This is a genomic window from Flexivirga meconopsidis, assembly GCF_026162425.1.
Lineage (GTDB): Bacteria > Actinomycetota > Actinomycetes > Actinomycetales > Dermatophilaceae > Flexivirga > Flexivirga meconopsidis.
Window position 1 is genome coordinate 852,337 of sequence record NZ_JAOBQJ010000002.1, and the last position, 13,718, is coordinate 866,054.

The 13,718-nt window shown below is 68.4% G+C and carries 11 protein-coding genes; 5 read left to right on the forward strand and 6 right to left on the reverse strand.

Annotated elements, in window-relative coordinates:
* The first annotated feature begins 97 nt into the window (after window positions 1-97).
* Both N2M23_RS09370 and N2M23_RS09375 read left to right on the forward strand, forming a co-directional pair.
* Window positions 98-2,929, forward strand: coding sequence for a WD40/YVTN/BNR-like repeat-containing protein (locus N2M23_RS09370; protein WP_265444968.1), 2,832 nt, complete (start codon window positions 98-100; stop codon window positions 2,927-2,929).
* A 105-nt stretch (window positions 2,930-3,034) separates the two neighbouring features.
* Window positions 3,035-4,714 (forward strand): L-lactate permease, encoded by a 1,680-nt coding sequence (locus tag N2M23_RS09375; RefSeq protein ID WP_265444969.1) that lies wholly within the window; start codon window positions 3,035-3,037, stop codon window positions 4,712-4,714.
* A 9-nt stretch (window positions 4,715-4,723) separates the two neighbouring features.
* On the opposite strand, the gene N2M23_RS09380 is transcribed toward N2M23_RS09375, so the two are convergent.
* Window positions 4,724-5,314: a helix-turn-helix domain-containing protein gene (locus N2M23_RS09380; RefSeq protein WP_265444971.1), complete on the reverse strand. Its 591-nt coding sequence runs from the start codon at window positions 5,312-5,314 to the stop codon at window positions 4,724-4,726.
* 58 nt (window positions 5,315-5,372) lie between these two features.
* Here N2M23_RS09380 and N2M23_RS09385 point away from each other — a divergent pair, with 58 nt between their 5' ends.
* The gene (locus N2M23_RS09385; RefSeq protein ID WP_265444972.1) at window positions 5,373-6,317 is read left to right on the forward strand and encodes an NAD(P)/FAD-dependent oxidoreductase; all 945 of its coding nucleotides are present in this window, start codon (window positions 5,373-5,375) and stop codon (window positions 6,315-6,317) included.
* On the opposite strand, the gene N2M23_RS09390 is transcribed toward N2M23_RS09385, so the two are convergent.
* The 5 genes from N2M23_RS09390 to N2M23_RS09410 are packed head-to-tail and all read right to left on the reverse strand — an operon-like array spanning window position 6,265 to window position 10,586.
* Complete coding sequence (locus N2M23_RS09390) at window positions 6,265-6,693, reverse strand: EVE domain-containing protein (protein ID WP_265444974.1); 429 nt, start codon at window positions 6,691-6,693, stop codon at window positions 6,265-6,267. The two genes, N2M23_RS09385 and N2M23_RS09390, sit on opposite strands and share 53 nt — an antisense overlap.
* Before the next feature lie 30 nt (window positions 6,694-6,723).
* Window positions 6,724-7,773: a hemolysin family protein gene (locus N2M23_RS09395; protein WP_265444975.1), complete on the reverse strand. Its 1,050-nt coding sequence runs from the start codon at window positions 7,771-7,773 to the stop codon at window positions 6,724-6,726.
* Window positions 7,770-9,110, reverse strand: coding sequence for a hemolysin family protein (locus N2M23_RS09400; protein WP_265444976.1), 1,341 nt, complete (start codon window positions 9,108-9,110; stop codon window positions 7,770-7,772). Before N2M23_RS09400 ends, N2M23_RS09395 begins: the two co-directional genes overlap by 4 nt.
* 28 nt (window positions 9,111-9,138) lie before the next feature.
* The gene (locus tag N2M23_RS09405; RefSeq protein ID WP_265444978.1) at window positions 9,139-9,732 is read right to left on the reverse strand and encodes a PadR family transcriptional regulator; all 594 of its coding nucleotides are present in this window, start codon (window positions 9,730-9,732) and stop codon (window positions 9,139-9,141) included.
* On the reverse strand, window positions 9,729-10,586 hold the full coding sequence (locus N2M23_RS09410) for a DUF4097 family beta strand repeat-containing protein (RefSeq protein WP_265444980.1): 858 nt from the start codon (window positions 10,584-10,586) through the stop codon (window positions 9,729-9,731). Before N2M23_RS09410 ends, N2M23_RS09405 begins: the two co-directional genes overlap by 4 nt.
* Window positions 10,587-10,760: 174 nt before the next feature.
* On the opposite strand from N2M23_RS09410, the gene N2M23_RS09415 reads away from it, so the two are divergent.
* Complete coding sequence (locus tag N2M23_RS09415) at window positions 10,761-12,227, forward strand: sugar transferase (protein ID WP_265444981.1); 1,467 nt, start codon at window positions 10,761-10,763, stop codon at window positions 12,225-12,227.
* Window positions 12,228-12,230: 3 nt separating this feature from the next.
* Window positions 12,231-13,613, forward strand: a complete 1,383-nt coding sequence (locus tag N2M23_RS09420; RefSeq protein WP_265444983.1) for a nucleotidyltransferase family protein — start codon at window positions 12,231-12,233, stop codon at window positions 13,611-13,613.
* The last annotated feature ends 105 nt before the right edge of the window (window positions 13,614-13,718 follow it).

Consider the following 13,718-nt stretch of genomic DNA (forward strand, 5'->3'; position numbering starts at 1 on the left):
AAGCAAGCCGGTAACCGCCCCACCGGACCTATCGCGGTCCTACGCTTCGGTCGCTGCCCACCCCCAAGCAGCATTTCGGATGTCCCTGGAGGTCCCCATGACCGAGTCCCCGAATCCCGAGCACGCGTCGTCGCAGCCCCCTCCCCGCCGGCCGAAGCGCACCGCGCTGATCGCTGGCGGCGCCGCGTTCGCACTGCTCGCCGCAGGCGGTGTCACCGTCGTCGCCGCCGGCGGGCCCGAAAAGGTGAAAGAGGCGCTCGGCGGCGAGCACGACAGCGGCGGCGAGAGCCTGCACGAGTTCGCCAAGGAGAACAAGGGCATCAACCGGCACTCCCAGGCGCTCTCGGTGATCATGGAGAAGAAGGACGGCGGCAGCGGCGAGGTCGTGAGCGGTCCCAACCAGGAGACCTACGAGAACCAGGCCTTCCCGCGCACCACCATCGCGGCGGCGCAAAGCAGCGCCAGCCGTGCGCAGTTCCAGGCGATCGCGAGGAACGGCAAGGGCGGCCCTCCGGGGCTCGGTGTCTGGACGCTGCTGCCCAACACCACCGGCACCGTTCCGGACCCGGTCACCTACACCGGTAAACCGAGCCAGGTCAGCGGCCGCACCACGTCGGTGGTCATCGACCCGAACGGCACGACCGCCTACATCGGCTCGGCCGGCGGCGGCGTCTGGAAGACCGACGACATCACCGCGGCCACGCCCAACTGGCACTCGGTCAGCGACAGTCTGCCGAGCCAGGCGATCGGCACCCTCACCCTCTCCGGTGGGGTGCTGTATGCCGGCACCGGCGAACCCAACGGCTCGTCCGACAGCGAGGCGGGTGTCGGCCTGTTCAAGTCGACCGACGGCGGGTCGAGCTGGTCGGAGGTCAAGGGCTTCCACCAGTACGGCCAGGACCGCAGCGTGGCGACCGTCGCGGTCGACCCGACCAACAGCCGGCATCTGCTGGTCGGCACGCAGATCGGCCGACACGGTGCGTCGTCGGTCAACGGCGGGCGATATACCCCGCCCGGTGCTCCCCCGGTCGGGCTCTTCGAGACCACCGACGGCGGCGCGACCTGGAAGCAGGTCATCAAGGAGCAGCAGGACGCGGTCGACCCGACCTCGGCAAACGGCAACGACTTCTTCCGGGGCGGTGTCACCAAGGTCGAGTTCGACCCGAACGACCCGAAAGTCACCTACGCCAGTGTGAGCGACTACGGCCTCTACCGGCGCGGGGCGGGTGACGCGGCATACAGCAGGATCTACACGATCAGCACCCCCGGCTCGCTCACCACCTCGCCCAGCAGCCGGATCGAGTTCGACGCCACGAGCGTCGGCGGCAAGACGCGCATCTACCTGGGTGACGCGACCCGTTACAAGAGTTCGGTCGCGGGGCTGCTGCGCACCGACGACGCGCAGGCGGCGACGCCGGCGTGGACCGAGCTGAGTTCGCCGGACAAGAGCAGCACCGGCTACGACAGCTACAACTTCTGCCAGGGCCAGTGCAGCTACGACATGGCGGTCACCACCCCGAAGGGCGAGCCGAACACCGTGGCGCTGTCGGGTTCGATGAATTACGACGAGATCTTCACCGCCCACCAGCCGAGCAACGGCCGGGCGATCATCCGCTCAACGAACGCGGGCGTGTCCTTCACCGACATGACCAACGACGCATCCAACAACGGCCTGCACCCTGATCAGCACGGGTTTGCGTTCTTCCCGAACAACCCGAACAGCTGGGTGGCCACCAACGACGGCGGTGTCACCGTCGAGAGCGGGCCGTTCGTCGACAAGTCGGCCGACTGCAACACGCGCGGGCTCGGCGCCACCGACCTGGCCAACTGCAAGCGCTGGCTGAGTGCGATCCCGACGAGCAACCGGCAGGTCAACCAGGGGCTGCAAACCCTTCAGTACCAGTCGATTTCGACGCAGGGCGGCATCGTCCAGGGCGGCACTCAGGACAACGGCACGTGGGAGTCGGACTACCCCGGCGGCTGGGCCGAGACGGTCGGCGGCGACGGCGGCAACTCCGCGATCAACCCGGCGGACACCAACATCCGCTTCCACACCTACTACAACCCGCAGATGGACGTGAACTTCCACGGGTCCAGCGCGACCGGCTGGGACTGGATCGCCGACCCGCTGCTGGCAAGCGGTGAGGCGTCGTCGTTCTACATCCCGGTGGAGGCCGACAAGACGGCGCCGGGGACGGTGTATGCCGGTCTGCAGCACGTCTTCCGCACCACCGACAACGGCGGCAAACAGGCCGACCTGGACAAGCACTGCAACGAGCTGACCGGCGACTTCACGATCACCTGCGGTGACTTCGTGGCGCTCGGCGGGGCGAAGGGCGATCTGTCCGGTTCGGCATACGGCGCGGACAACGCCGGTGCCGGCAACTACGTGGTGAGCGTCGTGCACGCCCAGCGCAAGACCAACATCATGTGGGCGGCGACTCGGCGTGGGCGGCTGTTCATCAGCACGAATGCCAATGCGGCAGACGCGAATTCGGTCAGCTACACCCGGCTCGACAAGACCGCGACCGGAGACGCGCTGCCCACCCGCTTCATCTCCGGCATCTCGCTCGACCCGGCCAATCCGTATCACGCGATCGTCAGTTACAGCGGCTACTCGGAGTATGCCGCGGGCGGTCACGTCTACGACGTCACCTACAACCCGGCGACCAAGACGGTCACCAGCAAGGACATCTCGTCCGACCTCGGCGACCAGCCGGTGACCGGGGTGCAGCGCGACTGGCGGACCGGTGCGATCTACATTGGCACCGACTTCGGCGTGCTCACCCGGCCGGCCGGCGGCACGTCCTGGCTGGCGACGCCGGGCATGCCGCAGGTCGCCGTCTACGGGCTGACCCTCGACGACTCGGGCAAGCGGCTGTATGCCGCCACCCACGGCCGGGGCGTCTACGTCAACCGGATCAACTGATCCACCGGTGGGGCCTCGCGGTGCGGGGCCCCACCCCCTTGCGGGGCGCGAATCTCAGCGTGCGCGAACGCCATACGAGCCCCGCCGCTCGGGCACGATGTGACGATGGTCTCTTTCGGTGCCCTTGCCGCCAAGCCCTTCGAGCAGACCTACGACCCGATCCTGAGCTCGCTCGGCTGGTCGTCGCTGGTCGCCGGCCTGCCGCTGCTGACGGTCTTCGCGCTGCTCGGCATCTGGAAGACTCGCGCGCACTGGGCCGCGCTGGCCGGTCTGGTGGTCGCCATCGTGGTGGCCGTCGCGGCATACAAGATGCCGATCGGGCAGACGCTCTCGGCGACCGCCGAGGGCGCGGCGTTCGGGCTCTTCCCCATCATGTGGATCGTCGTCAACGCGATCTGGATCTACCAAATGACGGTAAGCACAGGGCATTTCGACGTGCTGCGCCGGTCGTTCGGTGCGGTGTCGCAGGACCAGCGGGTACAGGCAGTCATCATCGCCTTCTGCTTCGGCGCGCTGCTCGAGGCCCTCGCCGGCTTCGGCACGCCGGTGGCGATCACCTCAGTGATGCTGGTGGCGCTCGGTTTCGGCAAGATGAAGGCGGCCGCCGTCGCGCTGGTGGCAAACACCGCACCGGTGGCGTTCGGGGCGATCGCCGTGCCGATCACCACGCTGGCCAAGGTGACCAACCTGTCCGAGGACACCCTCGCCGCCACGATCGGCCGGCAGACCCCGATCCTCGCGCTCGTCGTGCCGCTGGCGCTGGTCTACATGGTCGACGGCCGGCGCGGGGTGCGGCAGGCCTGGCCCGCGGCGGTCGTCGGCGGGTTTGTCTTCGCGATCCTCCAATTTGCTTGTTCCAACTACCTTTTCGTCGCCCTCACCGACATCGTCGCCGCGCTCGGGGGCGCACTCGCGATCGTGCTGTTGCTGCGGGTCTGGCAGCCGGCCCAGATCGTCGGCGCGGGAGACGTGGCGCTCGCCGGGGTGCCGGAGGCGCGATCGGGTGGTGGCGGCGGCCCGGCCGGAGCGTTTGCCGGGCAGGACGGTCGCGCCGACGTGGCGAAGGCCTATGCGCCATACCTGATCATCATCGTGGTGTTCTCGCTCGCCCAGGTCGAGCCGGTCAAGTCATGGCTCGCGCACGGCGCGACCACCTTCGACTGGCCCGGGCTCGACATCCGCAACCCGGCCGGAAAGTCGCCGTCCGCAACGGTTTTCGCGTTTGGCTGGCTGCCTGCTGCGGGCACGCTGCTGCTGATCGCGGGCGTGCTCACGGCGCTCGCGCTGAGCGTGCGGGCCTCGCAGACGGTGCGTGCCTACGGCGCCACCCTCGACCAGCTGAAGTGGGCGATCCTGACGGTCGCCGCGGTGCTAGCGCTCGCCTATGTGATGAACCTGTCCGGCCAGACGATCACGATCGGCATGTGGATCGCCGGCAGCGGTGGCGTGATGGCGCTGCTGTCGCCGATCCTCGGCTGGTTCGGGGTGGCGGTCACCGGCTCGGACACCTCCTCCAACGCGCTCTTTGGCACGCTGCAGGTGTCAGCGGCGAAAGGCACCGGCATCTCCCCCGAGCTGCTCGCCTCGGCCAACAGCTCCGGCGGTGTCCTCGGCAAGATGGTGTCGCCGCAAAACCTCGCAATCGCCGCTGCCGCAGTCGGATTGGAGGGCAAGGAGGGTGAGCTGCTGCGCCGGGTGCTGCCGTGGGCGCTCGGCTTCCTGGTCGTGATGTGCGCCCTGGTCTACCTGCAGTCGACCAGCGTGCTGGGCTGGATGCTGCCCTGACCAGGCGGCTCAGTCGCCCGCCGGCCGGGCGCGCAGGTGGGCCCGCTCACCCTGCTTGCCGAAGAGGCTGAGGATCTCCACCGGCTTGTCATCCGCGGCACCGAACCAGTGCGGCGTGCGGGTGTCGAACTCGGCCGCCTCACCGGCACCCAGCACCAGGTCGTGCTCGGCGAGCACGAGCCGCAGGTTGCCGTTCAGCACATAGACCCAGTCATAGCCCTCGTGGGTCTTCAGCTCCGGCTGCTGCGGTTGCGCGACGCCGGGCAGCACGAACTTGTAAGCCTGTATGCCGCCCGGCCGCCTCGTCAGCGGCACCATCGTCATGCCGTGGGCCTGCATCGGGCGCAGGTGGATGCGCGGGTCGCCGGTCGGTGGGGCGTCGACGAGTTCGTCGAGCGTCACGCCATACACCTGAGCGAGCGGGAGCAGCAGCTCGAGCGTCGGCCGCCGCTCCCCCGACTCCAGCCGGGAGAGCGTGCTGATCGCGACGCCGGTTGATGCCGCGAGCTCGGTCAGCGTCAGGTCGCGGCGACGGCGCAGCGCGCGCAGCCGGGGACCGACCGCGGCGAGCGTTTCGTCGAGTTCTTCCATGCGATCCATTTTGCCATAACCGCAAAGCAATTTGCCGAGACTGATGAGGTGGTGAAGTCTCGTCGGCATGAGCGACGAACTTGCAGCGGGCTATGACGTGATCGTGATCGGTGGTGGGGCCGCCGGTCTGAACGGCGCCCTGATGTTGGCGCGCTCGAAGCGCTCGGTGGCGGTGATCGACGCGGGCGTGCCGCGCAACGCGCCGGCCGATGGGGTGCACGGGCTGCTCGGCCACGACGGTGTGCCGCCGCTGGAGTTGCTGCGGCGCGGCGTCGCCGAGGTGCGGTCGTATGGCGGCACGGTCGTCGACGGCGAGGCGGCCGAATTGTCAGGAATCGCAGGTGATTTCGAGGTCGCTCTCCACGACAGCCGCCGGGTGCGGGCGCGTCGCCTGCTGGTGACGACCGGGCTGGTGGACGAGCTACCCGCCATACCTGGCCTGCGGGAGCGGTGGGGCAAGGACGTCGTGCACTGTCCCTACTGCCACGGCTGGGAGGTGCGCGACCGGCCAATTGGGGTGCTGGCGACCGGGCCGATGTCGGTGCATCAGGCGCTGCTCTTCTCGCAGCTGAGCGGTGACGTGCTGCTCTTCCGCGGCGACGTCGAGCTCGCTGCCGAGCAGGAGGCACAGCTGGGTGCGCGCGGCGTCCGCATCGTCGACGGCCCGGTCGCGCAGGTCGTCGTCGAGAACGACGAGATCGCCGGGGTGCGGCTGGTCGACGGGTCGATCGTCGATCGGCGGGTGATCGTGGTCGCGACCCGGATGGTCGCTCGCGGCGACTTCCTGGCCGGCATCGGCGTCTCTTTGGTGGAGCACCCGTCGGGCATGGGCGTGCACCTGCCGGTCGACCCGACCGGTCGCACCGAGGTGCCGGGCGTCTGGGCCGCGGGCAATGTCACCGACCTGACCGCACAGGTCGGCGCGTCGGCCGCGGCCGGAGCCATGGCGGGCGCGCAGATCAATGCCGACCTGGTGATGGAAGAGGTGGCTGCCGCGCTTGCCGTGCCGTGACCGCCCTGCCCAGGACGGCCTCGGCGTCGACGGGGTCGAGCTCGAGGAAGCCGAACCGCAGCCGCGCCGTCGGAATGTGGTCGCGGATGTCGGCCAGCGGGATCGGGTCGATCTCGCGCAGTTCGGCGGCGCGCCGGAAACCGCCGGGGATGACGTCGCTCGGCTCCGGTTGCTCGCCGGTCACTGTGCCGATGAAGGTGACCGCACGCAGCGGGTCGCCGCCCGGATACGCCGTGGTTGGCGAGTAGATGAGGATGCGGTCGCCTGCCGTCATACGGGCGAGCGGGGCACGTTTGCCGTGGTTTGCCATCACGAACCCGCCGGCGACACCGCGGCGGGCGTGGTCTCGGGACACGACCAGGAGCCAGTAGCGCATGGCGGCGACGCTAGACACAGATGCGGACGGTCACTGTCCGCTGTCTGCCCAGGGTCGGCGCTGAGTCGCGTCGGTGACCTCACCGACGAGCTCCTCGAGCACGTCCTCGAGGAAGACCACGCCGAGGACCGCTCCGGCGGCGTCGACCACGCGAGCCAGGTGGGCGCCGCTGCGCTGCATGGTGAGCAGCACGTCCTCGACCTCGTCGTCGGGGGCGACGGTCGCGAGGCGCCGGATCCGCCGCGGCGGCACTGGCTCGGTGTAGGCCTCGTCGGTCGCGTAGAGCACGTCCTTGAGGTGCACGTAACCGGCGATGACACCGGTGCGGTCCAGCACCGGGAAACGGGAGAAACCGCGCTTGGCGACCAGCCGTTCGACGTCCTCGGGCGTCGCGCCGACACGGAGGGTGACGAGCTCGTCGAGGGGTACGGCGACGTCGGCCGCGACGCGATCGGAGAACTCCAGTGCGCCCTGCACCCGGGCGGACTGCTCCTCGTGCAGCAGCCCCTCACGCTGGGACTCGGCGACGATGAGCTCGACTTCTTCGGCCGAAAACGTCGACGTGGCTTCGTCTTTCGGCTCGACGCCGAGGCGTCGTACGGCGAACTTCGCGATGGCCTCGACGGCGCGGATCAGCGGTCGCAGCACCTTGGTGATCCACAGCAGCGCGGGCGCCAGCAGCAGCGCGGCGCGGTCGGGCCCGGCGATCGCGAGGTTCTTCGGCACCATCTCGCCGACCACCACGTGCAGATAGGCGACGATCAGCAGCGCCAGCAGCAACGCGACCGCGGTGACCGCGCCGTGCGGCAGGCCGACCACCTCCAGCACCGGCTCGAGCAGGTGCTCCAGCGCCTGTTCGGCCACCGCACCGAGCAGCACCGAGCACACCGTGATGCCGAGCTGTGCGCAGGCGAGCAGCGATGAAACGTTCTCCAGCGCTTCAAGACTCAGCCGCGCGCGCCGCGAGCCGGCGGCGGCGAGCGGCTCCAGCTGCGAGCGCCGCGCCGCCATCACGGAGAACTCCGCGCCGACGAAGAACGCGTTGCCGAGCAGGAAGAGCAGTGCCAGCCAGAGACTCATCGCGCCGCCTCCGCTCGCTCATCGGCAGGTATGACGGGCAGGATCCGCACCCGGTCGACCCGCCGGCCGTCCATCGACACCACGCGCAACCGCCACCCGTCGAGGTCGACCTCGTCGCCGACGCGCGGCACCCGTCCGACCGCGGCCATCACGAAGCCGCCGAGTGTCTCGTAGTAGTTGCCCTCCGGCACGCTCGCACCGATGCGGTCGCGCACCTCGTCCGGGCGCCACATGCCGGGCACCGTCCAGGATCCGTCGGGCAGCAGGCGACTGGGGTCGGCGACCGGGTCGTGTTCGTCGCTGACCTCACCGACGATCTCTTCGATCACGTCCTCGAGGGTGACGACGCCGGAGGTGCCGCCATACTCGTCGACGACGATGGCGAGCTGAAAACCGCTGGCCCGCAACAAGATCAGCAACGGGTCGAGCTTGATCGTCTCCGGCACGAAGACCGGCTTGATCATGAGTGCGGTGACCGGCACCTCAGGCCGGCGGTCCGGCGGCACGGCGATCGCCTTCTTGACGTGGACCACTCCGACGACGTCGTCCCAGTCGTCGTCGATCACCGGAAAACGCGAGTGGCCGGTGTTGCGCGCCAGCTCCACCACGTCGGCCGCGGTCGCGTCGCGCTCGACGTAGACCGAGCGCACCCGCGGACTCATCACGTCGGCGGCGGTGCGTTCGCCGAAGTGCAGCGACCGGGTGAGCAGGCGGGCGGTCCCCTCCTCGAGCGTGCCGGCCTCGGCGGACCGACGCACCATCGAGGACAACTCCTGCGGGGTGCGCGCGGCCGAGAGCTCCTCCTGGGGCTCGATGCCGAATGCGCGGACCACCGCGTTCGCCGAGCCGTTCAGCACCAGGATCAGCGGCTTGACCACGACGGAGAAGATGCGCACCGGCCCGGCGACGATCTTGGCGACCGGCAGCGGGGCGGAGATGCCGAGGAACTGCGGGATCAGCTCGCCGAAGACCATCGAAAAGAGCGTCGCGATCACCAGGGCCGCGAGCGTGCTGACCGCGGCCGAGCCGTCTTCGGACAGGCCGGCCGACTGCAGGGGCGACTCCAGGATCGCGCCGAGCGAGGGCTCGACGAGGTAACCCAGCACCAGCGTGGTGAGCGTGATGCCGACCTGCGCGGCCGACAGCTGTGTCGACAACCGCCGCAACGACCCGAGGACCACCCCGGCCCGGGAGTCGCCTGCGTCGTACGCCCGCTGGACGGAGGGCCGGTCGAGCGCGACGAGGCTGAACTCGGCGGCGACGAACAACGCCGTGCCGACGGTCAGCGCCACACCGGCCAGGACGAGGATCCATTGCACCCACATATCGGCGCCCATGGTGGCACGCCGGCGCGGATGCTCACATTCAGCGGCGGCCGAGCTCGTCGATCAGCCGCTGCGCGTCCCGGATGACCTGGAGGATGTCGGCCTTCAGGTCGTCGGTGGCCTGCTTCGCGCGATAGGCCTTGCGCGCGCTCTGGCGCAGCTTGTTGATCGCCCGCTCGAAGTCAGCATCGCCGGATCCGGTGGCACCGGACCAGTCACCCCAGCCCGAGATCGGGGTGGCGGTGCGACGTGCCTCTTGCGCCGCCGCCTTGAGTTCGGCCCGCAGGTCGGCGGCATCACCCTTCACTCGCGAGCGCACTTCCTCGGCAAGCTGGGCCACCGACCGGTCCAGGTCCTGCTCGAGATCGCCGAGATCGCCCTGGCGAGAGTCGATTTCGCCCCGTCCGGCATCGGTGAGCGTGTAGGTCGCCTTGCGCCCGTCGTCGCTGCGCCGGACCAGCCCGTCCTCCTCCAGCTTGGCCAATCGCGGATAGACGGTGCCGGCGCTCGGCGTGTAGAGGCCGTTGAAGCGCTGCTCCAGGTCGCGCATGATCTCGTAGCCGTGACGCGGCCCTTCGGCGAGCAGCGCGAGCAGGTAGAGCCGCAGTTGGCCATGCGCGAAGACCGGGCTCATGCCGACCCGTCCTTGGCCAGCTCCGGGCCGGCAGTCGCTGCGGACCGAAGGACAACGACGTCCCCCGACACCGACGAGGCCTTCAGCCGCAGCGACTCGTCACCCTCGCGGGCCTCGCCCCCGCGCTTGCCCGGCTTGCCGCCGAGGGCGACCCCGTCGACGATTGCGGCGCCGCTCATGGTCGACACCCGCACCCGGTAACCGCCGGTCGCCGGAAGCCGCACGGTGACGTCGCCGGAGACCGAGTTGGAGTCGATGTTGGTGCGGGCTTCGGTCAGGTCGAGGGTGATGTCGCCCGAGACGCCGTTGAGTTTGACGGGGTCCAGCGTGCTGCGGTGCACCGTCATACTCCCGGAGACGGTGTTGACCTTGAGCGTGCCGCGCAGTTCGTGGCCTTCGAAGACACCGGACACCCCATTGACGTCAATGTCGCCGACCAGATCGTCGGCGGTGATGTCACCACTGACCGTGTTGAGCTTGGTCGGTGCGTGTATGCCGCTGACCACCGCATCGGCGCTGACCGTGCTGACACTGGCCTTCGCATCCTGCGGGATCGACACCGACACGCGAGCGCGCGCCTGCCGGCCCATCCCGCCACCGAGGCTCTTGAGCGCCTCCCAGATGCTCTGACCCTCGGCCTTCACGTGCGCCACCTTGACCTTGCAGCCGTCCCAGCTGACTTCGAGCGGCGGACCGACCACCTCGTGGATCTCAACCCGGGCCGTCGGCGAATCGTCGTGGGTCACCACGTCGACGTGTCCGCCGACCAGACCGATGGTCAGCGCCCCGACCCGCTCGCCCTCGCCGCCGACGTCCAATGTCCGCGGTTCACTGATCTGCCACTTCTCGGTCATCCCGACCCCTCGGTTGGTTCATCTTGATCGCGACATATCGCGTATTAACACGCTATATCGCGATGTTCACAGTGTCAAGACAGCCGTCCCGGAAGTTCCCAGGCTGCTATCGTTTCCGCCCGATAAGGGGTTGGTGCGTCACGTCATGCGGCGCTTCGCGGGAGGGAGGCACGCGTGGCTCTCACGACCTCGCGCGACTCGCTTCCCGCCGACCGCATCAAGCCGGCAACCGTATGGCGGCGCGAACTCCAGAAGGCGACAGCTCTGCTCGACTTCGCGATGATCGTGCTCGCGATCGCGGTCGCGTTAGTGGTCCGGTTCGGCAGTCCCCTGAGTGCTGCGGTCAAAGGGTTCAGTTCAGTCGATTACTCGATGGTGTCCGTGCTGCTCTGCGCGAGTTGGATGCTCAGCCTGCAACTCAATCAGGCGTACAAACCCGAGCTCTTCGGGATCGGCACCGAGGAATACCGGCGGATCGGCAAGGCAACCTTCGGGGTCTTCGGAGCGCTGGCGATCATTGCGCTCCTCGCCAAAATCGACGTCGCGCGCGGATATTTGGCGATCGCCTTTCCCCTCGGCCTGGTCCTGCTCCTCGTAGAGCGCTCCCTCGTGCGGCAGTGGATCATCCGGCGTCGAGCCAACGGAGATTACGCCGAGCGCTCACTGATCCTGGGCTCTCCTGCCGAGGTACGCCACGCAGCCGAGGCGATCCGCCGCAACCCCTCGGCCGGGTACGTCACAACGGCTGTCGCCGTTGCATCAGACCCGAAGGATGTATTCGAACTCGCCGACGAAACCTCGGTGCCAAACCGCGGTTCGGTGAAGGACATCTCGACGGCCATCCACGACGTCGATGTCTTGATCATCGCCGGCCAGGCCGCCATTACCGCGCGCGAACTCCGCGCGATCGGCTGGAAGCTCGAAGGCACCCCGACCAAACTCGCATTGGCCAGCTCCATGACCGATGTTGCCGGGCCCCGCATCCACCGTCGGCCGGTCGAGGGCCTGCCACTGATGAACGTCGAGTCACCCAGTTATTCGGGCACCAAGTTCGTCGTCAAACGGTGTATGGACGTGGCGCTCAGCGGAGCCGCCATCCTGGTGCTGTCACCGGTATTCGCCCTGATCGCGGCGTGCGTGTACTTCCAGGACCGTGGGCCAGTGCTCTTCCGTCAGACCCGGGTCGGCGTCAACGGGCGCTTGTTCAAGATGTCCAAATTCCGCTCGATGGTGGTCAACGCAGAACAACTGCGGACCACCCTGACGAGCGACGACCCGGATGGTGTGCTGTTCAAGATGCGCGACGACCCGCGCATCACGCCTGTCGGCAAGTTCATCCGTGGCTACTCTCTCGACGAACTTCCGCAACTCTTCGACGTGCTGATGGGCCATATGTCGCTGGTCGGCCCGCGGCCACCATTGCCCGACGAGGTGCGCCGTTACGAGTCGCACGTCCACCGCCGCCTCAACGTCAAACCCGGAGTGACCGGCCCCTGGCAGGTCGGTGGTCGCTCCAACCTCACGTGGGCGGAGAGCGTGCAGAAGGACCTCTACTACGTCGAGAACTGGTCGGTCATCGGCGATGTCTCCATCCTGCTGCGAACGATCGCCGTCGTGTTCAAGCGGGACGGGGCCCACTGACCCGTGACTGACCAGGTCCGAGTGCCCTTGTCGAACGCCGTGCGCCTAGCGCACGCGCTGTGCCAGGCCGTTGCCGACGAAGTCGGCATCCGAGTGCTGTTCATCAAGGGCCCGATCGCTACCCAGCAAGGACTTCGTGATCGAAGCCGAGTGTCTGGTGACGTCGATGTGCTGTGCCGGCCGGAGGACCATGACGCCCTGGTGGGCGCGCTCTGCCGGCGCGGGTGGCGTCAACGGCCTACGTCAACCGCCGCTCGGGAATTCGTCACGCACTCCTCCACCTTGTTGCACCCGGACTGGCCGTGTGACATCGACGTGCACGTCCGATTCCCAGGGTTCTTCGCCGACCCGGGCGACGTCTTCGAGACCCTCTGGTGCGACCGGGAACTCCACAGCATCGCCGAGGTCGAAGTCAGCTCACCGAGTCGATTGGCCCAATGGCTCATTCTTCTGCTGCACGGTTTGCGGTCCCCGGAGCTTGCGCGCAACGCCACCGAGGTCGACACCGCGAGGATCAGCTTCCGCGACGAACTCTCCGGCGATGAGCGTGCCGATCTACTTTCGCTCGTTGACGATACCGGCGCCGTCGAAGTCACTGCCGACTTCTTCCGATCACTCGGGGTTCCTCGGCAGCGGCGCGCCACACCCACGGCGGAATTCGCGCTCTGGCAACTGCAAGCCGGACCCAGTCGGACCGAGAGCTGGATGCTGCTGCTAACCCAGGCGCGCGGATGGAAGCGGTTACACGTGCTCGTGCGAGCCCTCATCCCAAAACGAGCCGAACTCGTCGCTGACCATCCGGACGCGAACGAAGGCACTCGACAACTGCTCCGCGCCTACCTGCGGCGACTACGCCGAGCGGCAACGCTGGCGCCACGAGCGGCGATGAACGTCCTGCGCGCTTACCGAGACGTCCACGCGTCCGGGCCGGCGGCCGCGCTTCGGATCACTCCGCTGCAGCACACACCCTCGGCGGCGCCGGCCGCCAGCGGATCGGTCACCGTCGATGTCTCACTCCCAGGCGACGCCGGTCCAGCAACACAGGCCCCCGTCGCGCCGATCGAACGGGAACATCCGCGAGCCCGATGGGCCGCGGATCGGTCGGCGCCGTCAACCGAGGACGGCCAAGCCGAGTCTCCCGACGCAGTCTTCGTGCTGCCCCTGACGCCCGGTGGAAGCCAGGTGCCCCTCGCGTTGCGTGATACCGCAGCCGACCTGTGGTCGATCGTCGAGGAAGTAGGTCTCGATGTGGACGCCGTGACCGAGGTGGCCGAACAGTGGTGGGGCATCCCGTTCGCGACCCTCCGGGCCGACGTTTCGGACTTCGTCGGCAGCCTTGTCGCGGCCAGTACGACGCCGCTCAACGGGGCTCAACCGCGCTTATAGCACAACGCCCGACCAGGTGCGCGCGGCCGGGCGCCTGCGCGTTACTCTGGGAAGTGCCGGAAAGCACCGTGCCCACCGGCTCACATCCCGCTTGTTGACCTTATG